This is a genomic window from Rhodococcoides sp. S146-33 (assembly GCF_059489205.1).
The window spans coordinates 305,079-330,733 of record NZ_JCAJWY010000002.1; the positions used below are offsets into that span (position 1 = coordinate 305,079).

Sequence of the window (25,655 nt, forward strand, 5' to 3'; positions counted from 1 at the left end):
TGGCACATTTCCGACATGACAACTATCCGAACCCGAACGGGCAGCGGCCTCGCCGCGATCAGAGCCGGGTTCGCTCGCGAGGACACCACGCTGATCGCAGGTGGACTCACGTTCTACGCCGTCATCGCTGTCGTTCCGTTGCTGCTACTCACCATTCGCGCGACTGCTCTACTGGTATCGGCGGAGTGGGTCAGGTCCGGGTTCGATGCGGTGGCGGCGCTGCTGCCCGACGCGCTGGATGCGCGCGCCGCAGTGGACGGGCTGGCTACCGCCGGGATCGAGCTGAGCCCGATCGGGATTCTGATATCGATCTTTCCGGCCACCTTCTACGGAGAGGGGCTGCGCAGAGCGATCGTGCGGTTCTCGCCGACCCGCGAGTCGTTCACCGGATGGCGTGGCCGACTGGCGATGGTCCCGTTCTTCGCGGCCGCCCCGGTCCTGCTGGCCGGCGTGTTGTGTGTTGCGCGGCTACTGGGGGCGACAACCGGCGACGGCGGGATCGGGGCGATGACGTTGCGCGTGTTCCTCGGGTTCAACTGTCTATGGCTGATTCTGTCGGTTCCTCTCGCGTGGACCTACCGAGTGATTGCTCCACGGGCGGTGGGTTGGCGAGCGTTGATCGTCGGATCGCTGGTCACCTCGTCCATCGTCACCGGGTTCGTACACGGCTTCATTCTGTTCCTGGCCATTCCGGTGGATCTCGGCGCGCCGTTCGGCGGTCTCACCGCGATTGGCGGGGGCGTGGCAATCATGCTGTGGATGTTCGTGTTCCACATCTTGGCGCTCGCAGGTTGGCTGGTCACCGCGGAGTTCGATCGGCCCGACGATGCAGCCCGAACATCAACTGAGTGAAGCCGACAACGGCCAGTGTGCACGTCACGGAAATACCGATGGTCGCCGATGAACCGGCACTCGCCGGAGCGGCACCGGCAACGGTAGCAGTGACTGCAGCAGCGATAACTCGGGAAGGGCGCTCCCATACCGTCAGAAATCCGACGTCGGGTATGCCGGCACCGACGGCCCGGGCTCGCGCCATCTCGTGCAGGAGAGTCGTCACCCCGACCGCGACGACCAGGGGCATCGGGGCTCCCAACGCGAAGCCGCTCGCGAGCAACAGCAGATCGCTGCAGCGATCTGCGACCGTATCGAGGAGATAACCCCATTGTGACTGGGATCTGCCGATCATCGCGACGCCGCCGTCGATGCTGTCGAGCAGGCCCGAAAACGCGATGAGCACTGCCGCGAGCAGGGGTGCCGAGGTGCCGGGCCGAGACAGAGCGACTGCCGCGCCGGCCACGACAACAGCGGTGAAGGTGACGGCATGGGCGGACACGGATGCGCGAACCAACGGCGCACTCAGTGTGTAGACCACCCGGAGCCACCATCTGACCAACACCGACGACGACGGATCGATGCCGTTGTGCAGCGTCGACCAGGTCGCCAGGTATTCGTCGCGAGTCGCCGGGTGACTCGCGGAATCCCGCTGACCGGACACACTGTGCTGACTGACCATCGACGATCCTTGCTCGGTGTTGCTGGGAACTCGGCCGAGCGCCGAGCAGGACGGTGCGCGTCGAGACTTCGAAACCGAATACCCGTCGCCGACGTTCTCAATCGTTGTCGGAGTTGCTCTCTCGTCTGCGGGCCTTCAACCGAGAGATCTTGACGCCTGCGGCAACGAGCACGATCAGCCATCCCGAGACCAGCACTCCGCCACCGACGAACGCCGCGCGGCGTAACGGGTGGGAATCGGCATAGACGTAACCGACTGTGCCCCACAGCAATGCGACAAAAGCGATGATCGCCATCATGCAGATCATCGAATACAGCGTTCTGTTCATCTTCATCCGACCTTGCTCTTCACTTCGTCCCGACGAGCCTCGACACGTATACGTCCCAGGCCTTCGTTGAATCGTTTGCTCGACACGGTATTGCTCGTCACCAGGCCAGATTCGGCTGCTGCTCGCCGATCGAGAGCCCGAATTCGACACCGGTGCGGTGCATACGGCCGAACATATCGTCGGCAACGTCCTCCGGTGTGCGCCCCAGAGCCGCTGCCCACCGCGCTGCACGTGCATTGGACCGAGATGTGCTCAATTCGACGACTCCCGTACCCCCGACGTCCACGATCATTCGATCGGCCCCGGTGGCGAGCATTCGACGCAGGGCGTACTCGCCGAACAGCACCGGGCCGTGCACCTGCACAACAGCGTGGCTGCGGCCGGTGTCGTTCGGCTGCCCGTGCTTCACCCGCGGATCGACGTCCCCCCACGGCCGTCGCAACTCAGCTGCGTCGGGACCCTGAAGCCATACCGCGCAATCGCTTCCGCGAAGAACGGATCCGACGGTGCGAAGCAGAGACGCCGAGCTGTGCCCCGCGGAATTCACGACCACGACGATTTCGGGCACGGCGTAGATCAGACCGTGGGTGCGCGCCGCCGGGTCGGTGATCCGTGACGCCAGCGTCATCGCCTCGAGGTTCTTGCGTTCGCGGTCTCCGCCCGTCCGCTCGGCCCATTCCGGCCCGTCGTGCCAGGCGACCGCGCGCGGAAGGTGTGCCAGGACGGCTCCGGCGTCGTAGGCGCGGTGCGCGAAATCCCAGTCCTCTCCGCCGTATCCGACGATGCTCTCGTCGAACCCGCCGATCTCCGTGAAGAGCTGCCGAGTACAGGACATGACCGCGCTGATGATGTACCGATACGAGCGTCGATCGGCGTCGAGCAAGTCGCGCGATCCTGCGTATCCGTCTCGGAGCCACCGCGGTTCCGTCAACTCGGGCGGTCCGGCCGATCGTCCGCCGAGCCACTCCGCCACATCACTCGAGGTCCAGCCCGCCATGTCGGCATGGCGTCGACGTCCGACGGCGAGGGCGTCGGGCAGGGCCGCGAGCAGCCGAGCCGATTCAGCGATGTACCCGGGCTCGGGAACGGTATCCGCGTCGAGGAAACACAGGACCTCACCGTGGGCGGCCGACGCGCCGAGATTGCGGGCAGCTGCAGCACGAAACCCCATGTCGGACTGTCGTACGACGGTGACGTCGAGCGTGGAACGAAACGCATCGACGTCGGGCACGGTGGAGGAACCGTCGTCGGCCACGATCACGTGAATGCGGGAGGCCGGATACGTCTGTGCGGTCAGCGCGGTCAGAACCAACTCCAACCGGCCTTGTTGCTCGAAGTACGGGATCACCACCGACACCGACGGGTTCCGGTCGACGGGTGGCACCAGGTCCCACCGATTGCCCGGTACCACCCAGCGTCCATCGGGCAGCTCCTGAATTGTCCGCTCGCTCTGTTCGCGAAACAGTGCGGAATACAGCGCCGCTGCCTGGTCGAGTGTCGGGTAGGGAACGGCGCCGGGTTGTTGCCACGTCCAGTCGGGATGATCGAGCGCTTCGGTCATGGCCGCAGCGAGTCCGTCGACGGAATTCTCGTGGATCCACAGTGTGCCTGGAGAATTGGCCTCGATCTCCTCCACATATCTCCCACGGGGGACCAGCGGTCGACGGCCTGCAGCGATCCAGGAGTTGATCGAACCGGATGCCGACAGGTGCCGGTGAAAGGCGACGGGTATCGCGATCGACCGAAGAAGTTCGTCGAGGTCGGCGTCGGGAACGAAGCCGGTGGAGTCGAACGATCGGCCGACTTGTTCGGCAGCACAGGTGAGTTCGTCGATCATGGTCTCGTGGCCCGGCGACGCGGATCCGATCGACAGTAGGTCGACGGCATTGTCGAGAGGTCTCATGGCCTCCAGTACTTCCTCGTGGCCCTTGCCCGGGTACACGAAACCCAGTACGCCGACAACGTTGCGCATGGCGGCGCGCCGTCCGGGCCTCGGCGTCGCACTGTGGATCGGGAGCGGAACGACGCGAACATCGACGGAACGGTTCGCTATGTCGTCGAGCAGTAGTCGTTCGTGCCTGCTCGAGACGACGACTGCGGATACACAGGCCATCACCCGCCGATAGCATGTCGTTCGCGCCTCGAAGGCGGTTCCGTCCGATGCCTGAGGGATGTCGTGCAGTGTGACGGTCACCGGGGCTCGGTGCCGCTCCACAATGGAGACGAAGGCATCCGCGGCCTCGGTTGCGGTTCGGCCGAACAGCCGGTCGGTGAAGTGCACGTGTATCGGAATGTCGATGGGCAGATCCTCGAAGTCCGAGATTACCGGACTGGCTGTCGCAGAGGCGAGTTCGCGTGCGCAGCGAATCACTCCATGCTCAGGAGGGCCCACGACGAGATGGTGCACAGCCTGCGTCACGGCACGAGCCCCAGGATGCGAATCAGTTCCGCATGCCGTTCCAGTGCCGCATCGACGAATTCTGGATGAGCTGCGTACCACCGCAGATGGGCGCGGTGCACCGAACTCGGTGAATGCGGCGTGCCGTCCACCGACCACTCGGGCCGTGAATCGCCGTCGAGATGGAGTGCGTCGAGGACTCGTTGCTCGACCGGTGCCCGAACACCACCGAGCAATTCGCGGCCCGGATCCGCGGCGGTGCAGCCGGTTCCGAGCTGGTCGAGTACTCGCTGGGCCAGCGCAGTCAGCACCACATTGGTCGCATGATTGATCGTGTGGGTGGCAGCGCGCCCGGCATCGGCGAACAGGTCGGACGCTGCAATGTCGGTATCTCGGCTCTCGCGTCGACGTAATTCGTCGAGGCTCGCCTCTGCGGCGTGCCGCAGACCGTCGCCGGAGACAGAGCGGTCCCAGTCGTCGTCTTCGCCGAGTCCGCTGTCGGCGGCAAGTATTGTGCGCAGGTCGTGGTATGGAACCAGGCTCGGAACGGCGGCAGGATCGCTCGGATGTCGAACGATGACCTGAAAGGGATGCAGCCCTGCATATCTGAGCACCGGCCATCGCACGACGGTGGCGTCGCGTGGCAAGGTCTCGGTCAGATCGGGTACTCCGAGCGGTAACGAACGATAGCCAGCTCGAACCGGTTGGGTGAGAAGGACCGACGCTCGGCCCACGAGCCGGTCGACGTAGGGCAAGTCCGAGGACTCGAGTTCGTGGACGGGCGGTATCCGCACCGTCCGCAGCGGCATGGCCGGATCGGAATCGAGGAGAATGCGCAGTGCCTCGGCCTGACAATTTCCCCAGACCAGAAGGAGCGGCCGGTCGTCGTGTTCCAGGGCGTGGATGCCCTGTTCTCGTTCGGCCAGTTCGTAGAATTCGCCGTAGTGGCGGGTGCGCCCGTCCATGCTTGCCCCGACGTCGTGTGCTCGTTCGTAGTGGACCATTTCCTCGTCAAGGTAACCCCGCAAGACCTGCTGCGCCAACCCCGATTGAACCCGGGCAAAAGTGGGTACAGGACACGTATCGCGTGTCGGGACCAGGCACGATTGCCCTGCCTGAACCCGAAGGAAGTCATGATTCCTGTTGCCTCGGTTCCCTCCTCGCATGTCTACGTTCAGCATCTGCAGCCGGTGCTCGGCGACGGTACGGCGCCCACCTCGGAGCGCGTCGTGTTGTTGCCCGACCCTCCTCCCGTCCGCGTGGATGTACCCGGCCAATGGTGGCCGCCGCGACTTCTCGACGCTCAGTGGCTCGCCGAGCAGACCGACGTCCAGTTCGACGTGCTGCACGTGCATTTCGGCTTCGAGTCCTTCGGTCCCGAAGAGCTCGCTCGGACCGTCGAACACCTACGTGCCCATCGGCAGGCGTTGGTTCTGACCGTTCATGATCTGCACAATCCCCACGTCGCCGACAACGCCGATCATCTTCGGCAACTGGACGTTCTGGTTCCCGGAGCCGATGCGGTGATCACCCTGACCGAGGGCGCAGCCGCGTGGATCCACGATCGATGGGGGGTGCGCGCGACGGTGGTGGAGCATCCGCACGTGGTGCCGCTCGAGCGAATGAAGCGCGCCCGAGCCCGGTCGGAGTCGTCCGTGATCGGTGTTCACGCCAAGAACTTACGATCCAACATGGACCCGCTGGCGGTAATGGACGCGGTGGTCGAGGCAGCGAGATCGCTGCCCGATGCAACAGTTCGGTTGGACATCGACCAGGATGTCTTCGAGAGCTCGAGCCACTGGTACAGCCCCACTATCGGCGCAAAACTATTGGATTACAACACGTTTCCCGACGTCGATGTGCGGGTCCATCAGCGGTTCGACGACGGCGAGCTCTGGGACTATCTCACCGAGATCGACGTGTCGTTGTTGCCGTATCGATTCGGCACCCACTCGGGCTGGCTGGAAGCATGTCGCGATCTGGGCACGACCGTGGTCGCGTCGGATTGTGGCTTCTATTCGGACCAAGCCCCGGTGCACAGTTTCCGAATGGGAATCGACTCTTTCGACGCGGTCGGCCTCGTTGCCGCCGTGCAGGCTGCACACGACGATCGAACGCCCGCACTCGATCCCGACTTCCGAGCGAAGCAAAGACGAACGATCGCAGAAACCCACGCAGCAATCTATTCAGCAGTGACAAAGGAGATGCGTTGAACGAGAACCCACTTCGCATCGCGGTGCTGGCGTCATCGAGTTTTCCGGTGGCCCAGCCTTTCGCGGGCGGTCTGGAGGCACACGTCTACAACCTGGTGCGTGCGCTCACCGAGCGCGGGCACCGAGTGAGTTTGTTCGCAGCGGACGGCTCGAGTGTCGATCTGGACGCGACGCTGCTGCCGGTCCGAACGTTGGATCTGACGCCGATATCGATAGCCGATGTCTCGATCACGCCGACCGCGATTCGCGAGCACCATGCGTATCTCGCGGTCATGATGGAATTGGCCGGGACGTTGTCCGAGTCTTTCGACATCGTGCACAACCACAGCCTGCATTACCTGCCGCTGGCCATGTCCTCGACGTTGTCGGTGCCGATGGTGACGACCCTGCACACACCGCCGTTCGCCTGGTTGGAGTCGGCTGTGGCGCTGGCCCCTGCCGGAGCCAATACCTTCGCCGCGGTCAGTGAGTTCGCGGCCTCGCAATGGGCCGACGTCACGACCGGCACCGTCGTCATTCGTAACGGAATCTCGTTGGAGGAGTGGCCTTTCGGTAGCGGTGGTGACTACGTGGTGTGGTCCGGCCGAGTCGTTCCCGAGAAAGGACTGCACCTGGCCATCGCCGCCGCGAGGCTGGCAGGACGCTCACTCCGCATCGCGGGTCCACTGAGTAATCTCGACTATTTCCACGACGTCGTCGAACCGCTGCTCGACGACGACATTCGTTACGTCGGTCACCTCGATCAGCCGGCTTTGGCGGCCTTGGTGGCAGGTGCCGAGGTGGCGCTGGTATCACCGGTGTGGTCCGAGCCGTACGGCCTCGTGGTGGCGGAGGCTCTGGCCTGCGGCACTCCCGTCGCCGCGTTCGCGCGTGGCGGCATTCCGGAGATCGTCGATGCATCGTCGGGCGTTCTCGTACCGGCCGATGATGTGCAGGGCCTCGCCGCTGCGATCCCACGAGCAGCGGCCCTGAAGAGAAGCGACGTCAGGGCGCGCGCAGAAGCGGTGTGCTCGATGGATCGGATGGTGGACGAGTACGAGGCGCTGTACCGCTCGACGCTCCGTGCAGTCGAGGACCCGGTCGACGGTCGGCTCGCGATCGCATGATCGGCTACTACGCGCACCATCACGGGGTCGGTCACGTCACCCGCGCCGACGCCATTGCACGCTCGATGTCGGAACCGATGACCGTCTTGTCCTCGAGAACTCGACCTCCCGCGCACGCGGCGGCGGAATGGATCTCGCTGCCGCTCGATGTGGACGACTCCACAGATGTAGTGGCGCAGGACAGTTCGGCGGGAGGAGTGCTGCATTGGGCACCGCACGATGTGGACGGGCTGACCGAGCGGATGGCGATCATCGCGCAGTGGGTGGCGCGTGAGAAGCCGTCGGCGGTAGTGGTGGACGTGTCGGTGGAAGTGGCGACGTTCCTGCGTCTCATGGGAGTTCGGGTGATCGTCATGGCAATTCCGGGGGAGCGCACGGATCCGATCCACGGTCTGGCCTACCGGGCCGCGACACACATTGTCGCGCCATGGTCACGCGAGGTCTACGACCCGATCTGGCTGTTGCCCTACGCGGACAAGACGACGTTCTCGGGCTCGATCAGCCGATTCGCCGGACGTGAGCGAACCTCGCCTTCTGCTGTTCCGACGGTGGTGGTGCTGGGTGCGGCAGGCGGCACGTCGCTCACCCGCGATCTGGTGGACTCGTGGTCCGCGGTGGACGCCCGCTTCGAGTTTCGCACCCTCGGGGTCGCCGGCGGCGAATGGATCGACGATGTCTGGCCGGTGCTCTGTTCGGCCGCTCTCGTCGTCACACACGCCGGTCAGAACGCCGTCGCGGACGTCGCCGCCTCGGGCGCGCCGGCCATCGTCGTCCCACAGGCCCGGCCTTTCGGCGAACAGTCGGCCACCGGCCGGGCCCTGGCCGACGGGTCGATCGCCGAGGTGCTCGATACATGGCCGTCCGTAGCCCGGTGGCATGCCGCGGCGGATCGCGCACTCGGTCTCGGGGGTGCCCGGTGGTCGGCACTGCACACCGACGGTGCGCCCGCGCGAGCAGCCCGAGCCATCGAGCAATCGATACCTCGACGGAGTCGGCAGTGAACATCGCGGTCGTCACCGTGGTGGCCGGTCGACATGAGCACCTGGGCGCTCAGGTGCGCGGTCTGCGGCGGACCACAGTGGGACCGGTCGACCACATCGTCGTGTCCATGGGCGACGACGCAATTGCCGACGTGCTGACCCGCACCGGTTCCGCCGCCACCTGTATCGAGATCCCCGCCGACGGCGCGCTGCCGCTCGCCCGTGCTCGTAATCTCGGCGCGGCAGCTGCGGTCGAGCGCGGCGCGGAGTTGTTGGTGTTCCTCGACGTCGACTGCATCCCGGCCCAGGAATTGCTGGAGCGATACCGTTGTGCGGCAGGCGCTCCGGGTAACGAACGATCCTTGCTGTGTGGTCCGGTGACCTACCTGAAGGAACGCGACGTCGGTACCGAGGGTCCGGCGTTGGCGGCACTGACTGCGCCGCATCCGGCCCGCCCGAATCCGCCGGTCGGAACCGTCGAGCACGGGGACAACTTCGATCTCTTCTGGTCACTGTCCTTCGCCGTCACCACGCAGACCTGGACCGAACTGGGTGGTTTCTGCGAGGACTACACCGGCTACGGCGGCGAGGACACCGATTTTGCTGCCACGGCGGTGGCGTCGGGCATCGGGTTGCGGTGGGTGGGTGGAGCGCATGCGTACCACCAGTGGCATCCGGTCTCGAATCCACCGTTGGAGCATCTCGACGACATCGTTGCCAACGCGCGCACGTTCTTCGATCGGTGGGGTCGGTGGCCGATGGTCGGTTGGCTCGATGCGTTCGCGTCCCGCGGTCTCATCGAGTTCGGCGACTCCGGGATTCGGCGCACATCCGGTCACCTCGCCTAAGCTGGTCGAACCTTCGGATCGAGGAGTAAGCAAGTGCCCCAGCCTTCTCAGCCGCTGCGCTCGCTCGGCTTCCTCACTATCGGCGTGTTCGAAGAAGCCGATCCGGCGCGAGGGCACGAATCGACGCTGAGCATCATCGAACTCGGCGAGCGACTGGGCTTCGACAGCGCGTGGCTTCGACATCGACATCTGCAGTACGGAATTTCTTCACCGATCGCTGTGATGGCTGCGGCGTCGCAGCGGACCCACCGGATAGCGCTCGGTACGGCGGTGACGCCGTTGGGGTGGGAGAACCCGCTGCGCTTGGCCGAGGATCTTGCGACGGTCGACGTGGTCTCGGGTGGACGGATCAATCCCGGTGTCAGTGTCGGTCCACCGATGCAGTTCGAGCGCGTCAAGCACTCGCTGTATCCCGACACCGCGAACGACGAGGATTTCGGGTACGGACGCGTATCGAGGTTGCTCGGTTTCGTTGCCGGTGAGCCGGCGTCGACGTGGGCGGGAACCGAAGGAATCGAATCGTATTCCGATCGTGTGCAACCGCATTCGCCCGGCTTGCGCCATCGCATGTGGTACGGCGGCGCAAGCCTTCGCTCGGCGCAGTGGGCCGGTGAAAACGAGATGAATCTCCTGGTGAGCAGCGTGGTACGTGCCGAGGAGTCGATCGATTTCGACGAGATTCAGCTCTCGCACATCGACAGGTTCCGGCAGTTCCACCCGACAGGGCCCAATGCGAGGGTGTCGCAGGGACTGGTCGTGATTCCGACCGACAGCGCCAGTGCCACTCAGATCGCCAAGTACGAGGAGTATGCGCGGGGTCGATCGGTACGTACGCACGAGCCGCAGGGCCCGGCGCGCATGATGTTCGCACCCGACCTCGTCGGTACCTCGGATCGGATTGCCGAGCAGTTGTATGCCAACAAGTCGTTCTGCGCGGTGGACGAGGTGGCGTTCGCATTGCCGTTCAGCTTCGACCACGAGGACTACGTGCAGATCCTCACCGACATGGCGCTCGAGCTGGGTCCGGCCCTGGGGTGGAGCCCTGCAGCGCAATGAGGACGACCGACCGTACGGCCGATCGTCCTCATCAGTGCTGTTCGTGCGGGGTGACTATCCGCCGGTGATCGGCGAGTTGTACGCACACGGGATCGACTTCGTGGGGAAGCCCTTCGGATCCAATGCGTTCTTCACGATTCCGATCGCGCGCTGCGAGACCGAGATCGACAGGTGGTCGGACAGGTCGATTCCGCAGCCGTCCTGCAGGGTGACGTTGTTGACCGTGGCGCCGGGGCCTGCGGTGAGGAACGTTGTCTTGTAGGGGGTTACCACCTCGTCGTACTTGGTGCCGATCACGGTGTACTTGATTCCGGGGTCGGTGTCACCGCCCACGGCCAGTGCTTTGACCAGCGGGGAGTCGATGACCTGGTCGGAAGCTGCGGGACCGGCAATTGCACCCACGACGCCGAGCACGTTCAGGCCGATGTTGTTGATGGTGCGACCGAGGGTGCCGATTCCGACCAGCGTGGTGCCGTGGTTCGAGCCGGCGACGCTGACAACGGTGTTCACCTTGTTCTTGGTGGGATCGGCCGGATTCGCGCCACCCTCGAAGCGGAGGTACTGGCGGGTGACGAGACCACCCTGCGAGTGACCGACGATGTCGACCTGCGCGGAGCCGGTGGCGGTGCGCACAGCGTCGATGTAGGTAGCGATTTCCTTGGCGCTCGAGGCGACGGAGTCGGTGCCGCGCAGCGACTTGAGGTGACCGGCGATGCTGGCGTCCGTGTCACCGTAGTTCAGCGCGAAGACACAGTAGCCTTCCTTCTTCAGCGCAGGTGACATCCGAGCGAAGTTGTTGAATGCGTTCTCCCAGGTGCCGTGCAGCAGGACAACCGGTCGTGGATGCGCTGCAGATGGCTTGCAGTTCCAGTCGTTGGCACCCTGCGGCGCGATGTTCGGGTTGACGACGCTGTACAGGAAGCCGGCGATGAAGTTGGTGAATACCGGGCCGGTTCCCTTCGTCTCGGTCTTCGGATCGTAGGTGCTGGTCGCGGGGAGCGCAGAATCGAGACTCGGGGGAACGATGCCCTGGTCGGAGGCCTTGGGAGACGCCTCGGTCGGTGCGGGCGGGATGACGTCGTCGCCCTGCACGGTGGCGGGCGGAGCGGGAGCGGTAGTGGGCTGCGCATGTGCTGCAACACCGGTACCGAGGGCAAGCGAGCACGCCATTGCCGCGATCATCGCAGCGCGCACCGTGGTGGCTTTCCGCGTTGCGCGGAAAGTGGACCGAGAAGTGGTCATGGAGCCTGACTTTCGACGAGGGTTGATGGACAAGCCGGAACAGTAGGCGCGGATTTCGGTCGAATACGGTCTCTGGCATGGCGTTTGGAATCTGCCCGTAACCACTGCGTCATTTGTGAGATGGCATCACAAGTGAGTTGGGCCACCTCGATTCAAGATGAGCTGCCGGATATATTGGCCAAAACAATCCATAGGTTTGATTTTTGTTCTACGGTTCGTGTGTTCGCTTCGCCGCTCGGTATACCTGCGCGGGCTCAGTGGAGAGCGACGCACGAGGTCGATGCCGCAGCAGTGGGGTGCCGAGCCGATACGACAGACAAACCTGTTACAGGTTTCGAGTGCGAGGGGTGGAGTCGGGTGACCACAACAGAGAGCGTGCACGTGTCACAGGAGGATTATGTGGGCGGGCGACGTGCATCCGATCGCCTGCGGACGCCGCGGGAGACGGTAGCCCGGATGTTGGATCAGGACATCGGGGAACCGGAAGACACTCCACCGCCCCGAGACTGTGCTCGCGGTGAGCTCGACGACATGACTACCACCTGTTGCGAACTGGCAACGGGGGTCCTGGAATCCGGCCGTCTGCCGATAGCAGGTGCAATGGATATTTTTCGTGACGCCGCAACCAGGTGGGCCCGCGACGGCGTGCCGCTCGGCCGGATCCAGCACGCGATAAACGAGGGCTGTGCACTGGGACTGCGCACTGCCCCACGCGTGGCCGACGAGAATGCCGATGCTCCGATGGTCGACGGCACCGTGTTGATCATGGAGCTACTCGACGCCGTCACCGAATCCGTCTCCGATGCGTACCTCACAGAATTTCGCACGCTGACGCAGAACGGTCCCCGGCACGACGCGGAACTGCTCGACGCACTGCTGACCGGCGACGGCACGGCTCGCAAGATTGCCGATCGAATGGGTGCACTGCTCGCCGAGGATTATCACGTGGTGGCCCTGCACTTTCCGAACCACGCCGACGAAGGTGCCCGCAGGGGCGACGCCGGCATGATGGCGGCCCGGAAGCTGCGAAGAATCCACGCTGCCCTGGCCACGCTGGACGCGGATTGTGCGCCGATCGCATCCGTCAGCGCTACTGGGGGCACCATTCTGTTGCCTGACATACCCGGCGTCGACGTCGACGAACTGGTCGGTCGTTTCGCAGACGGCGGGCAGATAGCCGTGACCGCAACCACTGCATCGGCAGCGATCGACGATATCGCTGCTACTGCGCCGCATCTGTACGAGCTGCTGAGTCTCGTTCGTCGGCTGCGATACTCGCCGGGAACGTATCGGATCGCGGATCTGGTGTTCGAGTATCAGGTGAGCAGGCCAGGTCTGGGACGCAAGCATCTCGTGACGTTGATCGATCCACTGCGTGATTCGGTCGATCTGTTGCCGACGCTGCAGGCCTTCGTCGAATCGGACTCCAACCGAAAGAAGACGGCTACCTGGCTGACGGTGCACCCTAATACGGTCGACTATCGACTCAAACGCGTGGAGCAGCTCACCGGATTGGATCCGATGAAGCCGTCGGGACTGCGTCGACTGCACGCGGCACTGATTGCCGACCGCCTCGAAGCCCGGCGCGCTCCGGTCGACGAGCGAATATCGTGACCGTGTCGGACGGCGCGGTACTGGCAGCATCGGCGGCCCTCGACTCGGTCGAGTCGGTGGCCGCGATGTTTCAACCCGTCGTCGAGCTGTCGACCGGGGCGGTCGTCGGCTACGAGGCGCTTGCCAGGTGGCCCTCGCCCAGCCTGGCTGTTCCCGAGGCCGTGTTCGCCCTGGCCCGCGAGCGCGGCATGGTGGGCCGTGTGGACGTCGCATGCCGGGCGGCCGCGCTGCGGGCGGCTCGCGAGCGCGCGTACTCGCGCAGAGTGCGATTCTTCTTGAATATCGAGCCGGGCTGCTTCGTCGACGAACGTGACGTCGACATCCACCTCGATGCAATCGGCAACGACCTCGATGTGGTTCTCGAGATCACCGAGCGAGATCTCGATCGAAATGTGCCGATGCTGTTGGCGCTGGTTCGAGGTGCCCGCGCGCGCGGGATGTCCGTGGCGATGGATGACGTCGGCGCTACCCCGGCAACCCTGGTTCTCTTGGCGTCGGTCAGGCCGGACATCGTCAAACTCGACGCGTCGATCGTCCGGTCGCCGTACCGATCCCGTACCGCGATGCGGCAGGTGCGAAATTACTTGGCCACGAGCGAGGCAACTCTGCTGGCGGAAGGAATCGAGACTCGTCGGCATCTTCGACGTGCACTGGCATTGGGCGCGACCCTGGGACAGGGCTGGCTGTTCGGCCGTCCGATGCCGCTCCCGAATCCGCCGATGTGACGCGGACATCGTGCACCGACGACAAACCCCGCACCTCGAACAGTTCGAGGTGCGGGGTCGAGTGCGATCGTAAGGATCAGTTCTTGAACTTGTCCTTGATGTTGCCTGCAGCGTCGGAGACATCGTCGCCGACCTGCTTGGTCTTGCCCGAGGCCTGATCCTTTGCGCCTTCGGCAGCAAGATCGTCGTTGTCGGTCTTGTGACCGATCTTCTCCTTGGCTTCGCCCACCAGCTCTTCGGCCTTGTGCTTTGCCTTGTCGATGAAATCAGCCATGTGAACTCCTCGAAATAGATTGTCCTACTCGTTCTCGGAGAGCTATACCCACGATCTGACGCGGTAATCCCCGTTGTGGGTGCGGTTGTACGGATGCGATCCGGGTAACCGTCGACCATGAACTCAGACAGCGACGCCCTCCCCGCCCACGAGACGCCGTCTCCGGAGCATCGGCGTCCGAGCGGTGTGAACGACGCAACCGTGGCCGCAGTAGGCAAATTGTCCGAGGCGCTCGAATGCGTCGAGCGGGCCCGCGGGCACCTCTATTCGTTCCATCAATTGATGGGGCATTCCGATCTCCTTCTCGGAGAAGCGGTCGAGGCACTCGCCGACGCAGACCACGATGCGCTCGCGCAGAGAATCGGCGACGACATGATCGGCAGGAACATCGCGCCCGGCCGCTGGACGTTCCAGCTCGTCGAGGAATTCGACGACGGATACTGGAGTCCTCTGCGCGAACATGAACGGGCGGTACGAGACGAACTGCTCGACGGTCGCCGACACGTCTTCGAGGCAGAAATGAAGGAGCAGCGTCGTTCGCACGGCCGCCGCGGGCACGAGGCAAGACCGACCGATTGACGTCGTCCGCACGAAAAACACCGCCCCCGCCGGTATCGGCGGGGGCGGTGTTGTAGTGGAGAGGGTCTAGCCTGCTTGAATTGCTGCGTCGACCTCGGTGGTTGCGCTCGCGGTGGACAGCTGCCCGCCGGAGTTCTCCAGGTGCGCGCGGACGAACCAGTGGAACAGTTCGAGCTGGGCACTCTGGCCGATGAGCATGTCCTCGGTGATGGGGTCGATGTCGCCGACCTCTTCGATGTTCTTGCGCGTGGTCTCGATGACGCCGGTGTAGACGAGATCGAGAGCGCCGAGGTGCTCGATAGCCGTCGCGCGTCCGATCGAGTAGTCGTCCCAGCTACGTTCGGAGACGATGGTGCCGGGCGTGCCCTTGGCGGATGCGCCGAGGGTTGCGATGCGCTCCGCGACGTCGTCGGCGAAACCGCGAACGGCCTCGACCTGCGGGTCGAGCATCTCGTGCACCGAGATGAAGTTGGGTCCGACGACGTTCCAGTGAATGTGCTTGAGCGTCAGGTGTAGGTCGTTGTACGCGTTCAGTCGATCTTGCAAGATTTCGGCGACGCGCGCGCCCTTTTCCGAGGTGAGTCCGGGAACGGTGTACGAGTTCTTTTCAGCCATGATCAGTGTTTGCCCCAACGCCCCGGAACACAAACATGCCCCGCCGAACTGATCGGCGGGGCATGTTCGGTGCGGTGCTAGGACTTGTCGAGTCTCGGTGAATCCGTACCCGACGTTGTCGTTGCAGAGCTGCCGGCGGCGGATGTTCCATCCGTCGGATCGACGATCGGACTGTCGGCCGCGACCTTGTCGACGGCGTCTGCGCTGTCGTCTTCGGGCGGGGGATTCTTCAGGCTCAGGATGATCGAGCCTGTCAGGACCACGATGATGACCACCAGGCTGACCAGGGAGGGAATCTCGGGGATCGACGTGCTGATCACCTTGTGTCCGGCCTGCAGCATCAGTTTGACGCCGATGAAGGCCAGGATGATCGCCAAACCCTTGGACAGGTAGTGGAATTTCTCGAGCAACCCTGCGAGCAAGAAGTACAGGGCACGCAGTCCGAGGATGGCGAACGCGTTCGAGGAGTACACGATGAACGGGTCGTCGGTCACGGCCAGAACAGCAGGAACGCTGTCGACTGCGAACACCAGGTCAGCGGCCTCGATCGCCACTACTACGGCGAGCAGCGGCGTGGCCACCCGCTTGCCCGCTTCCTTGACGAAGAACTTGGTACCGGCGTATTCGTCCTGAACGGGGACGATCTTCTTGAGCAAGCGGACTGCGATGGAGGTACCGGGGTCGTACGAGTCGTCCTCGTCCTTCATCAGCTTCCATGCGCTGTACAGCAGGATGGCTGCGAAGACGAACAGAACGGCAGCGAACTTGCTGACGATGGCCACACCGGCGGCCAGGAAGATGCCACGGAAGACCAAGGCACCGATAACACCGAAGAACAACACGCGGTGCTGATACTCACGGGGAACCTTGAAGTAACCGAAGATCAGCGCGAAGACGAAGAGGTTGTCGACGGACAGACTCTTCTCCAACAGCCATGCCGTGGTGTATTCGACGCCGGCCGTCGTGCCGAGCGTGAAGAACACGACGATGCCGAAGATGATGGCCACGCCGACCCACAGGGCACTCCACCATGCGGCCTCTTTGAAGCCGATGATGTGGGCACCGCGGTGCGCCAGCAAGTCGATTGCCAGCAGGATGAGGACGACGGCACCGAAAGCCGCCCACGCCCACCATGGAACGACGTTCATGAACGACCACCCTTACCGGTGAACTTGCTGCCGAGCTGCTTCAACTTCGCCTGATTCTCCGGCTTGGTTGCGTATCTACGTGCCTGATCGACCATCTTCTTGCCCTGTGGGCTGCGAGCGAATGAGGTCAACTTCTGAACCAATGACGACATCTGTCACATGCTCCTTCACGTTCTCGTTCTGCTGATTCGGTGGCGTTCCGGCCGAGCGTTCTGCTCGACGGGAATCGTGGGTCCTTCCGCGGGGCCCCACGCTTGGTGGGTCCGACCGCGACTACTCCAGTGTGACTGTTCGGTTTCAAGCAGGCAGGGTAGTTTTGCGGACATGTTTCGTCGGGTTTGGTTGCCGGAACCCGGCAAGTTGGTCAACTTGACCCGTCATGACGGCACGCGATCGCCGGGCCAATCGAGCAACCTGGCACCGAGTACGGCTGTATGCAGCGCAAATGCCTCGACGGGATTGCCCACATCCTGACCGGTCAAATCATGTATTCGCGACAATCTGTACGTGACCGCCCTCACAGAGAGGTGCATACGTCTCGCCGTGGATGCGGAGTTCGCGCCGGTGTCGAAATACACCTGCAAGGTCTCCAGTAAGGGACCGGCACCCCCGCGGGCGACCAGCAGCGGTGTCAACAGCGTGTCGACCAGATCGGCGATGGCGGGGCGGTCACTGATGAGAACCCGATAGACCAGCAGATCGCGAGCATCGACCATCGGTGTCTCGAGCCCGAGAGAGGCGGCGAGTTCCAGGGTATCGAGCGCCTCTCGGTACGACGCGGCGACGCCCGCTGCTCCTCCGCGTGGGCGACCGACGCCGATCTGCGTCCTGCCGTACTCGCCGTCGCGACGGAGGTCGACGGAGTCGGTCGGGGTCCGCGCAGACGTACCGAGCACACGTCCCGCTCTGGTGAGCACGTACTCGACGGCCTCGCGGTCGGGCGCCGGGAATACCAGAATCAACCGGCCCTGTTTGGTTGCGACGAGCAACTCGGCGTCACCCTTGCTGCCCTGCACGCTGCGCTCGACGAGCCCGATCGCCGAACTCGCATCGGTGAACGGCTTGCTCGACGTGACCACCGCTACCGCGTGCGGACTCGACAGATCCAGTCCGAACGTCTGGGCGCGTCCGAGTACCCCGGCGACGTCGGATGTTCCGGACAGCAGATCGTCGACGAACTCGCGGCGGGCGAGTACCTCGGCACGAACGAGCGTGCGACGGGCGAGTTGAAAGCCCTCGGCGAGTTCGGCCACTGCGTCGTCGACGGCCCGCAGCATCACCTCGCCTGCCGTCACGACGCCGGCGGGATTGTCGGCGGCTGCCGTCACTGCGGGCAGTTCTCGCCACAGCCGCCATGCCGAGGACAGATACAGGTCGAGCAGTGCGCGCAATGCGACTCCGGCCCGCGCAGCAGCATCACCCTGTGCCCGGAACGCTCTGAGCTGCTGTCGTCTGAGCGGAACACCCGCGTTCACCGCATCGGTGAGGACGTCGAGAAAGTTGCCGAGGAACACGACGTCGAGGCCGCCGGCGTCCGACGCGGCCAGCCCTGCGACCGTGTCGAGCCGTGCCCCGCCCTCCTGTGTGGCCATGTGTTCGCCCGTCTCCCATCCGATCGAAGCTCAATCGTAGGCATCGCGGTGGCAGTCCCGAAACGAGTCGCTGCGTGAATCGAGACCTTTCGCGGCGTGTTCGATATGCGACCGGCACCATCCGGGAGCACAATCAGCCGATCCGCACGTTCGCCTCCACGGTGGGAGAGCCGACCATGACTTCGTCGAAGAGACCCGCATCGGGGCTGCGATCACAGTTGCTCCGCAAGAAGCCGATCGTGGACCCCGATCAGCAGAGCAGCGGGGGGCTCGAACGCACCATCGGCACGTTCCAACTGACGATGTTCGGAGTCGGTGCCACCATCGGCACCGGTATCTTCTTCGTGCTCTCGCTCGCCGTCCCGGAAGCCGGTCCGGCGGTGGTGCTCTCGTTCCTGGCGGCCGGTATCGCGGCCGGTCTCGCCGCTATCTGTTACGCCGAAATGGCGTCGGCAGTGCCGGTTTCCGGCTCTACCTACTCGTACGCGTACGTGACGATGGGCGAGGTGGTCGCGATGGGGGTCGCGGCCTGTCTGCTGCTCGAGTACGGGGTGTCGAGTGCCGCCGTAGCGGTGGGGTGGAGCGGGTATCTCAACGAACTGCTCAACAATCTCTTCGGTTTCACCATCCCGCATGCGTTGTCCGCTGCACCGGGTGACGCCGATCCGGGAGTGATGAACCTGCCTGCTGTGGTGCTGATCGTGTTGTGCGCAGTGCTCCTCATTCGCGGTGCCAGTGAATCCGCTGCAGTCAATGCGGTCATGGTCGTCATCAAACTCGGTGTGCTCGCACTGTTCGCGGTCGTCGGATTCTCCGCCTTCGATTCGGGGAACTTCTCCGATTTCATGCCCCTGGGTACTGCCGGTGTCACGGCGGCCGCAGGCACCATCTTCTTCTCGTTCATCGGACTCGACGCGGTGTCCACCGCGGGCGACGAGGTGAAGAATCCGCAGAAGACCATGCCGCGGGCCATCATTGCGGCGCTCATCGTCGTCATCGTCTTCTACCTCGTGGTCGCGGTGTCGGCTCTGGGGACTCAGCCGTGGACCGCCTTCGCCGGTCAGGAGGAAGCGGGCTTGGCCGAGATTCTCCGCAACGTGACCGGGCAGGCCTGGCCGGCAACAATTCTGGCGGCCGGCGCAGTCATCTCGATCTTCTCGGTGACCCTGGTGACGATGTACGGGCAGACACGCATTCTGTTTGCCATGGGCCGAGACGGCATGTTGCCGAAGGCGTTTGCGAAAGTCAGTCCGCGCACGCACACCCCGGTCAACAACACGATCGTGGTCGCGGTGATCATCTCGATACTCGCTGCGTTCATTCCGCTGGACAAGCTGGCCGATCTGGTGTCGATCGGAACACTCGTCGCGTTCATCGTCGTCGCGATCGGGGTAATAGTGCTTCGTCGGACGATGCCGGACCTGGAGCGCCCGTTCAAGGTGCCGGGCTACCCGGTGACGCCGGTGTTGTCGGTCGCTGCATGCGTGTACATCCTCTCGGGTCTGCGGTGGACTACCTGGTTCTGGTTCGGGCTCTGGCTCGCCGTGGTTCTCGCGTTCTACTTCCTGTGGGGTCGACATCATTCGGCGCTTCGATCGGTTGGAAAGGACGCGGAATGAGCGTTCTGATCGCCTTCGCGCCGGGAAAGGGCAGTGTCGGTGCCCTCGACCTCGGTGCCCAACTCGCGCGGTCTTCGGGTACCGATATCGACGTTGCGACGGTGGTGCCCAAGCCGTGGTCCACGCCGTCCATGGCTCGCGTCGATGCCGAGTTCGCGGATTGGGCGGCGGTGACGGCCGCCGAGTCCGAGGCCAAGGCCCGGCACTACCTCGAAGACCGGGCCCCGGACATCACGGCATCGTTTCATCGTCTGGCGCATCGCTCGGTGTCGACCGCGTTGACCGAAGCAGCACTGAACCTCTCCGCGTCGGTTCTGGTACTCGGTTCCTCGGGCGACGGGGCGCTCGGGCAGGTGGTCGTCGGGTCGACCGCAGACAAGTTGCTGCACTCCTCGCCGGTGACGGTAGCGCTCGCGCCGCGCGGATATCGCATGCGTGAACGTGCGACGTTGACACGGATCACCTGTGCGTTCTCCGGTGACAGCGAGGCCTCGCGTGTGGTGGGACCGACCGCGGAACTGGCCAGGGATGCGGGCATTGCACTGCGATTGGCGTCGTTCGTCGTGCGCGGGGCGACGATGTACCCACCCGAGATCGGACTGCGTGCCGAGGACGATGTTGCCGCCGAACTCGCCCGAGGGCTGAGCGAGGCACTCACCGCGGCGGTGGACGACGCTGTTGCGGTCGGACTTCCGGCCGAACAGGTGACAACGGAGCTGGCCTCGGCCGGCAGCTGGCGCGAAGCCCTCGACGAATTGCACTGGCAGGACGGCGAAGTACTGACCATCGGATCGTCCGGACCGTTGGGGCCCATTGCTCGGGTGTTCCTCGGTTCGCGAGCGACCAAGATCATCCGCCATTCGCCGGTGCCGATCCTGGTGTTGCCCCGGCGGTGACGTTCTATCGGTTGAGGGCCAGCACCGAAAGCAGTTCGTACGCAACGTGGGCCGCCGCTATTCCGGTGATCTCGGCGTGGTCGTACGCAGGAGCGACCTCGACGATGTCGGCGCCGACCACATTCAGTCCGACGAGTCCACGCAGTGTGTTCAGCAGTTCGCGAGAGGTCATTCCTCCGGCTTCCGGAGTACCGGTGCCCGGAGCGTGTGCCGGGTCGAGTACGTCGATGTCGACCGAGACGTACACCGGGCCACCGTCGAGGCGGCGACGCATCCGCTCCACGATGCTCGCCACGCCGTCGAACTCGTAGTCGTCGGAGCGGATCACCTGGAAGCCGAGCACCCGGTCGTCCTCGAGGTCCTGCTCACTGTAGAGAGGGCCGCGAATGCCGATGTGCTGCGAGCGTTCGAGGTCGATGAGCCCTTCCTCGCTGGCTCGCCGGAACGGCGTCCCGTGTGTGTAGGGCGCGCCGAAGTACGTGTCCCACGTGTCGAGGTGAGCATCGAAGTGCAGCACCGCTATCGGCCCGTGATCGCGTGCGAGCGATCGCAGGATCGGCAGAGCGATGGTGTGGTCGCCGCCGAGGGTGAGAACCGACGAGCCGTCCGCGCGCAAGTCCGTCACCGCGTCGTGCACCGTGGTCAGGGCCTCGCTGATGTCGAACGGATTGACCCCGATGTCGCCGAAGTCCGCCACCTGTTGACGGGCGAAGGGTGACACTTTCAGCGCAGGGTTGTAGGGCCGCAACAGTTTGGAGGCCGCTCGGATGTGACCCGGGCCGAAACGCGCTCCCGGGCGGTAACTCACGCCGGAATCGAACGGGACGCCGAGGATGGTCACGTCGGCCCTGGACACCTCGTCGAGACGGGGCAGCCGCGCGAAGGTGGTCGGCTCGGCGTAGCGGGGGACCTTGGTGGCGTCGACCGGACCGATCGGTGGGTGCTCGGGATTGCTCGGGTTCATCGAGAATTCCTTTCGAATTTCGAGGGCTCCGGTGACGAAGGTCGACCAGTTCGCCCGGCAAGCGTTACTCTGATGCTCGATCTTGTCAACACGAGTTTCCTGAGAGGCGATAACGGTGTCGGTTGCTGCTTCGGTCGAGAACGACGCACCGCGTATCGGCGCGCGGCTCAAGGAGGCACGGCAGAAGAAACGGTTGACCCTGGACGCGCTCGCCGATACGTGCGGGGTGACCAAGGGGTACCTCTCCAAGCTCGAGCGTGATCAGGTGAATGCGTCGGTCGCGTCGTTGGTGCGGGTCTGTGCTGCGCTCGACGTACCGGTCGGCTCGCTGTTCGACGATGCCCCGGCGGGTGACGTCGTTCGAGCACAGTCGTTGCCGCGCATCGTGTTCGGTGGTGAGGCGATGACGGAATATCTGCTGACTCCGGCGGGGGAGCGGCGTGTGCAGGTACTGCTGGGCGATATCGAGGAGGGCGGCGGCAGCGGCGCGGAGGCATACACCCTGCCGTTGGACGTCACCTTCGTGCACGTCTTGTCCGGTCAGGTGCGGGTGACCTTCGAGGCGGACCCCGACGGCACCTTCGGCGGTGACGACGTTCTGCTCGGTGCGGGCGACGCGTTCACCTTCTCGCCCAGGCGACCGCACAGTTTTCGCAGCGAGGGCGGCGGTGGTGCGCAGGTGTTGTGGGTTCTGGCCCCGGCGTTACCCGAGACGACACAGGGTCCTTCCTCGTGAGCGTCACCGCAGCGCTGTTCCAGGGTCCGGAGTTCTCCGGCGATGTCGAGAGCAACCTCGCGGCGATCGACGCTGCCGCGGCGAGCGCGTCCGCAGCAGGGGCGTCCATTCTGGTGACGCCGGAGATGTCGGCCAGTGGCTACGACATCGGGGATCTCGTGCGCGAGCGCGCCGAACCGTTCGACGGTCCGATCTTCGAGCGCATCGCCGCGATCGCGCAATCGAGGACTGTTGCGATCGTGTACGGGTATCCCGAGAGCAGCGGTGATTCCGTGTTCAATTCGGTGCAAGTGGTGGACTCTTCCGGGCGCTCGATCGCGCGGTACCGCAAGACCCATTTGTTCGGTGATCTCGATCGCACGCATTTCACTCCTGGGCCGGAACTGTTGGTGCAGTTCGACTTCGGAGGTCTGCGCTGCGGCCTGCTCACCTGCTACGACGTCGAATTCCCGGAGACGGTGCGTGCCCACGCCGATGCCGGAACGCACTGGTTGATCGTCCCGACCGGTTTGATGACGCCGTTCGAGATCATCGCAACCCACGTGGTCCCGACGCGGGCGTACGAGAGTCAACTGTTCATCACCTACGTCAACCGCTGCGGATTCGAGGCGAGTCTGACGTACTGCGGACTGACGTGCGCCGTTGCGCCGGACGGCACGGACATCGCCCGGGCAGATGCGCACGAGCAGCTGCTGACGGTGGATCTGGATCCGGGCGAACTCGCTCGATCCCGTTCCTTCAACACCCATCTGGCCGATCGCCGTACCGACCTCTACCCGACAGGACCCTCGCGGGCCGAGCAGGAGACCGACCGATGACCACACCCGTCACCCCGGACAGTTCGATCGAAGTCGAGAACGATCAGCCGCTCACCATGTTCGGCCCGGATTTCCCGTTCGCGTACGACGACTACCTCGCGCATCCGGCGGGTCTCGGGAGCATTCCGGAGTCGGCCCTCGGTACCCAGGTCGCGGTGATCGGCGGCGGACTCGCAGGGATGGTCGTCGCGCGCGAGTTGCTCGCGCTCGGTCTGGAACCGGTTGTGTACGAGTCGGATCGGATCGGTGGGCGCATGCGCTCGGTGCCGTTCGAGGGGCACCCCGGTGTGGTGGCCGAGATGGGTGCGATGCGGTTTCCGCCGTCGTCGACCACGCTGTTCCACTATCTCGACGCCGTCGGGCTCGAGACGACACCGTTTCCGAACCCGCTGGCCGAGGTGACCCCCAGCACGGTGATCGACCTCAAGGGGGAGAGCCATTATGCACGCAAGCTCGACGACCTGCCGCCGATCTTCGCCGAGGTGGCCGACGCGTGGAACCGGACGCTCGAGGACCATGCCGAACTGATTCCGCTCCAGCGCGCCATTCGCAAGCGGGACGTCGTAGAGATCAAGCGAATCTGGAACGAGCTGATCGTGAAGTTCGACGATCAGACCTTCTACGGCTTCCTCGCTGCGTCCGAGCACTTCTCGTCGTTCCGGATGCGAGAGTTGTTCGGGCAGGTGGGTTTCGGAACGGGTGGTTGGGACACCGATTATCCCAACTCGATTCTCGAGATCCTTCGCGTCGTCATCACGGCAGCGGACGATCACCATCGCGGAATCGTCGGCGGTTCACAGCAACTGCCGATGCGGTTGTGGACCGACTCGCCCACGAATATGGCGCACTGGCCCGCGGGTACGTCGGTGTCCTCCCTGAACGGCGGCACCACGATGTCGCGGGTCACCGAGATCAGGCGTACCGACGGCGGCACCACGATCCACGACGACCGCGGCAACATTCGAACCTATGCCGCTGCCGTTGTGACTGCGCAGAGCTGGATGCTGCTCAGCAACATCAGATGTGACGACGATCTGTTCCCCATCGATCACTGGACCGCCATCGAACGCACCCACTACATGGGGTCGACCAAAGTGTTCGCACTCGTCGATCGGCCGTTCTGGAAGGACAAGAATCCGGTCACCGGGCGAGACCTGGTCAGCATGACGCTGACCGACCGAATGAGCCGCGGCACCTACCTGCTCGACCAGGGCGAGGGCAAGCCCGGGCTGATCTGCCTGTCCTACACCTGGTCCGACGATTCGCTCAAGCTCCTCGCCCTCGACCCGACCGAGCGCATGAACATCATGCTGCGCTCGCTCGAGGAGATCTATCCCGGCGTCGATTTCCGCAGCCACATCATCTCGACGCCGGTGACGCTGTCCTGGGAAACCGAACGCGATTTCATGGGGGCCTTCAAGGCGAACCTGCCGGGTCACTACCGCTACCAGGAAAGACTGTTCACCCACTTCGTGCAGGACGAGCTCGACCCCCGACACCGAGGGATATTCCTGGCCGGCGACGACATCTCGTGGACCGCGGGCTGGGCGGAAGGTGCAATTCATACGGCCCTGAATGCGGTGTGGGGCGTCGTGCATCATCTGGGCGGTTCTTCGGCCGAGGGCAATCCGGGACCGGGCGACGTATTCGAGGCCATTGCGCCACTTCGATTGGGCGACTAGCCCTTCGGCGGCAGCGACCGCGGTGCTCGCTCGTCGAACACGAACAGCGCCAACGCGATCGTCAACATCAGGGCTACGACCCAGATCGCTCGTAGCCCGAACAGTTCTACCGCAGCTGCGCCCACCATCGCCCCGCCGAGAAACCCGGAGATCACCGCGCCGAACCGTCGTGCCCGCGTGCCGGCCTCGCGATCGTGGTCTACGACCCGATGGAATGCCGCCATCGCCATGCTGCGGAGGTTTCCGGTAGTCATCGTGGTGTTGAACGGCGAATCCACCAACACGCGAAAGGTGGTCACCTGCACGCCCGCCACGTGCGCGAGGATGACCGCGACCACGGCGTCGGGCACAGTGGCCGGGAGAAAGCCGACGATCAGGACCACCAGAATCTCGAACACCAGCACCGCGCGCACCGGCCGTCGCACGATCTTTGCCACCGCGGGTAAGGCGATGAACTCCGCGGTCGCAACGCCGAGTACGAATGACGTCAACGGGGGTAGGAACGCCAGCGCTTCGACCCACCGACCGCCGGCTACATCGACGCCGAGAAGGACCACGTTTCCGGTCTGCGCACCTGCGAACACGCCGCCGCGAGTGACGTAGGTGTAGGCGTCGAGAAACCCCCCGACTGCGGCCAGGAGTACCCCGAGTCGAACCGACTTCGCAGTAGCAACAGCGATGTGGGGTTCAGGACGAGGCGTGGTCATCG

The 25,655-nt window shown here is 64.3% G+C and carries 26 protein-coding genes; 14 read left to right on the forward strand and 12 right to left on the reverse strand.

The features are described 5' to 3' along the window. The first annotated feature begins 15 nt into the window (after positions 1-15). Positions 16-852 carry a YihY/virulence factor BrkB family protein gene (locus AC5WEY_RS10130; RefSeq protein ID WP_495645810.1) on the forward strand — a complete coding sequence of 279 codons (837 nt, stop codon included), beginning with the start codon at positions 16-18 and terminating at the stop codon, positions 850-852. Here AC5WEY_RS10130 and AC5WEY_RS10135 read toward each other — a convergent pair. The 4 genes from AC5WEY_RS10135 to AC5WEY_RS10150 all read right to left on the reverse strand — a co-directional run bounded on the left by AC5WEY_RS10135 (position 800) and on the right by AC5WEY_RS10150 (position 5,243). Beyond that, entirely contained in the window at positions 800-1,513 is a 714-nt protein-coding gene (locus AC5WEY_RS10135; RefSeq protein ID WP_495645811.1) for a CDP-alcohol phosphatidyltransferase family protein, read from the reverse strand. The genes AC5WEY_RS10130 and AC5WEY_RS10135 overlap by 53 nt on opposite strands. A gap of 97 nt (positions 1,514-1,610) precedes the next feature. After that, positions 1,611-1,841 carry a hypothetical protein gene (locus tag AC5WEY_RS10140; RefSeq protein ID WP_495645812.1) on the reverse strand — a complete coding sequence of 77 codons (231 nt, stop codon included), beginning with the start codon at positions 1,839-1,841 and terminating at the stop codon, positions 1,611-1,613. A 97-nt stretch (positions 1,842-1,938) separates the two neighbouring features. After that, entirely contained in the window at positions 1,939-4,233 is a 2,295-nt protein-coding gene (locus tag AC5WEY_RS10145) for a glycosyltransferase (RefSeq protein ID WP_495645813.1), read from the reverse strand. 23 nt (positions 4,234-4,256) lie between these two features. Continuing rightward, a complete protein-coding gene (locus AC5WEY_RS10150) occupies positions 4,257-5,243 on the reverse strand; it encodes a WcbI family polysaccharide biosynthesis putative acetyltransferase (protein WP_495645814.1) in 987 nt (328 codons plus the stop codon). 129 nt (positions 5,244-5,372) lie between these two features. Between AC5WEY_RS10150 and AC5WEY_RS10155 the strand changes: the two genes are divergently transcribed. From AC5WEY_RS10155 to AC5WEY_RS10175, 5 genes are read left to right on the forward strand one after another with little or no spacing between them, the layout of a single operon-like run. Further along, on the forward strand, positions 5,373-6,452 hold the full coding sequence (locus AC5WEY_RS10155) for a glycosyltransferase family protein (RefSeq protein WP_495645815.1): 1,080 nt from the start codon (positions 5,373-5,375) through the stop codon (positions 6,450-6,452). Beyond that, the gene (locus AC5WEY_RS10160; RefSeq protein ID WP_495645816.1) at positions 6,449-7,558 is read left to right on the forward strand and encodes a glycosyltransferase; all 1,110 of its coding nucleotides are present in this window, start codon (positions 6,449-6,451) and stop codon (positions 7,556-7,558) included. Before AC5WEY_RS10155 ends, AC5WEY_RS10160 begins: the two co-directional genes overlap by 4 nt. Continuing rightward, positions 7,555-8,559 (forward strand): glycosyltransferase, encoded by a 1,005-nt coding sequence (locus AC5WEY_RS10165; RefSeq protein ID WP_495645817.1) that lies wholly within the window; start codon positions 7,555-7,557, stop codon positions 8,557-8,559. The genes AC5WEY_RS10160 and AC5WEY_RS10165 overlap by 4 nt, the downstream gene beginning before the upstream one ends. Beyond that, positions 8,556-9,386: a glycosyltransferase family 2 protein gene (locus tag AC5WEY_RS10170; RefSeq protein WP_495645818.1), complete on the forward strand. Its 831-nt coding sequence runs from the start codon at positions 8,556-8,558 to the stop codon at positions 9,384-9,386. The genes AC5WEY_RS10165 and AC5WEY_RS10170 overlap by 4 nt, the downstream gene beginning before the upstream one ends. A gap of 33 nt (positions 9,387-9,419) precedes the next feature. Next, positions 9,420-10,442, forward strand: a complete 1,023-nt coding sequence (locus AC5WEY_RS10175; RefSeq protein ID WP_495645819.1) for an LLM class flavin-dependent oxidoreductase — start codon at positions 9,420-9,422, stop codon at positions 10,440-10,442. 54 nt (positions 10,443-10,496) lie between these two features. Here AC5WEY_RS10175 and AC5WEY_RS10180 read toward each other — a convergent pair whose 3' ends face one another. After that, positions 10,497-11,684 carry an esterase/lipase family protein gene (locus AC5WEY_RS10180; protein ID WP_495645820.1) on the reverse strand — a complete coding sequence of 396 codons (1,188 nt, stop codon included), beginning with the start codon at positions 11,682-11,684 and terminating at the stop codon, positions 10,497-10,499. Positions 11,685-12,140: 456 nt separating this feature from the next. On the opposite strand from AC5WEY_RS10180, the gene AC5WEY_RS10185 reads away from it, so the two are divergent. Together AC5WEY_RS10185 and AC5WEY_RS10190 are read left to right on the forward strand one after the other, a co-directional pair. Beyond that, the gene (locus tag AC5WEY_RS10185) at positions 12,141-13,298 is read left to right on the forward strand and encodes a PucR family transcriptional regulator (RefSeq protein ID WP_495646526.1); all 1,158 of its coding nucleotides are present in this window, start codon (positions 12,141-12,143) and stop codon (positions 13,296-13,298) included. After that, on the forward strand, positions 13,295-14,023 hold the full coding sequence (locus AC5WEY_RS10190; RefSeq protein WP_495645821.1) for an EAL domain-containing protein: 729 nt from the start codon (positions 13,295-13,297) through the stop codon (positions 14,021-14,023). The genes AC5WEY_RS10185 and AC5WEY_RS10190 overlap by 4 nt, the downstream gene beginning before the upstream one ends. Positions 14,024-14,099: 76 nt before the next feature. Here AC5WEY_RS10190 and AC5WEY_RS10195 read toward each other — a convergent pair whose 3' ends face one another. Further along, complete coding sequence (locus tag AC5WEY_RS10195; protein ID WP_068050352.1) at positions 14,100-14,297, reverse strand: CsbD family protein; 198 nt, start codon at positions 14,295-14,297, stop codon at positions 14,100-14,102. Between the two features lie 117 nt (positions 14,298-14,414). On the opposite strand from AC5WEY_RS10195, the gene AC5WEY_RS10200 reads away from it, so the two are divergent. Next, complete coding sequence (locus AC5WEY_RS10200) at positions 14,415-14,876, forward strand: hypothetical protein (protein WP_495645822.1); 462 nt, start codon at positions 14,415-14,417, stop codon at positions 14,874-14,876. Positions 14,877-14,942: 66 nt separating this feature from the next. Here AC5WEY_RS10200 and AC5WEY_RS10205 read toward each other — a convergent pair whose 3' ends face one another. The 4 genes from AC5WEY_RS10205 to AC5WEY_RS10220 form a co-directional block, all read right to left on the reverse strand. Continuing rightward, positions 14,943-15,491, reverse strand: coding sequence for a Dps family protein (locus tag AC5WEY_RS10205; protein WP_057475809.1), 549 nt, complete (start codon positions 15,489-15,491; stop codon positions 14,943-14,945). Between the two features lie 77 nt (positions 15,492-15,568). Then, entirely contained in the window at positions 15,569-16,639 is a 1,071-nt protein-coding gene (locus tag AC5WEY_RS10210) for a TerC family protein (protein WP_495645823.1), read from the reverse strand. Next, positions 16,636-16,791: a hypothetical protein gene (locus tag AC5WEY_RS10215; protein WP_200936494.1), complete on the reverse strand. Its 156-nt coding sequence runs from the start codon at positions 16,789-16,791 to the stop codon at positions 16,636-16,638. Before AC5WEY_RS10215 ends, AC5WEY_RS10210 begins: the two co-directional genes overlap by 4 nt. Before the next feature lie 225 nt (positions 16,792-17,016). Continuing rightward, on the reverse strand, positions 17,017-18,231 hold the full coding sequence (locus AC5WEY_RS10220) for a PucR family transcriptional regulator (RefSeq protein WP_495645824.1): 1,215 nt from the start codon (positions 18,229-18,231) through the stop codon (positions 17,017-17,019). Between the two features lie 176 nt (positions 18,232-18,407). On the opposite strand from AC5WEY_RS10220, the gene AC5WEY_RS10225 reads away from it, so the two are divergent. After that, entirely contained in the window at positions 18,408-19,850 is a 1,443-nt protein-coding gene (locus AC5WEY_RS10225; protein WP_495645825.1) for an amino acid permease, read from the forward strand. Beyond that, on the forward strand, positions 19,847-20,746 hold the full coding sequence (locus AC5WEY_RS10230) for a universal stress protein (RefSeq protein ID WP_495645826.1): 900 nt from the start codon (positions 19,847-19,849) through the stop codon (positions 20,744-20,746). The genes AC5WEY_RS10225 and AC5WEY_RS10230 overlap by 4 nt, the downstream gene beginning before the upstream one ends. Before the next feature lie 4 nt (positions 20,747-20,750). On the opposite strand, the gene speB is transcribed toward AC5WEY_RS10230, so the two are convergent. Beyond that, positions 20,751-21,710, reverse strand: a complete 960-nt coding sequence (gene speB, locus AC5WEY_RS10235; protein WP_495645827.1) for an agmatinase — start codon at positions 21,708-21,710, stop codon at positions 20,751-20,753. Positions 21,711-21,825: 115 nt separating this feature from the next. Between speB and AC5WEY_RS10240 the strand changes: the two genes are divergently transcribed. Genes AC5WEY_RS10240 through AC5WEY_RS10250 form a run of 3 tightly spaced genes read left to right on the forward strand, consistent with a single transcriptional unit; the run spans position 21,826 to position 24,946 of the window. Next, positions 21,826-22,446, forward strand: coding sequence for a helix-turn-helix domain-containing protein (locus tag AC5WEY_RS10240; RefSeq protein ID WP_057475744.1), 621 nt, complete (start codon positions 21,826-21,828; stop codon positions 22,444-22,446). Further along, the gene (locus tag AC5WEY_RS10245) at positions 22,443-23,264 is read left to right on the forward strand and encodes a carbon-nitrogen hydrolase family protein (protein WP_495645828.1); all 822 of its coding nucleotides are present in this window, start codon (positions 22,443-22,445) and stop codon (positions 23,262-23,264) included. Before AC5WEY_RS10240 ends, AC5WEY_RS10245 begins: the two co-directional genes overlap by 4 nt. Then, positions 23,261-24,946: a flavin monoamine oxidase family protein gene (locus tag AC5WEY_RS10250; protein WP_495645829.1), complete on the forward strand. Its 1,686-nt coding sequence runs from the start codon at positions 23,261-23,263 to the stop codon at positions 24,944-24,946. The genes AC5WEY_RS10245 and AC5WEY_RS10250 overlap by 4 nt, the downstream gene beginning before the upstream one ends. Here AC5WEY_RS10250 and AC5WEY_RS10255 read toward each other — a convergent pair. After that, a complete protein-coding gene (locus AC5WEY_RS10255) occupies positions 24,943-25,653 on the reverse strand; it encodes a YoaK family protein (protein WP_495645830.1) in 711 nt (236 codons plus the stop codon). The two genes, AC5WEY_RS10250 and AC5WEY_RS10255, sit on opposite strands and share 4 nt — an antisense overlap. Positions 25,654-25,655: the final 2 nt, after the last annotated feature.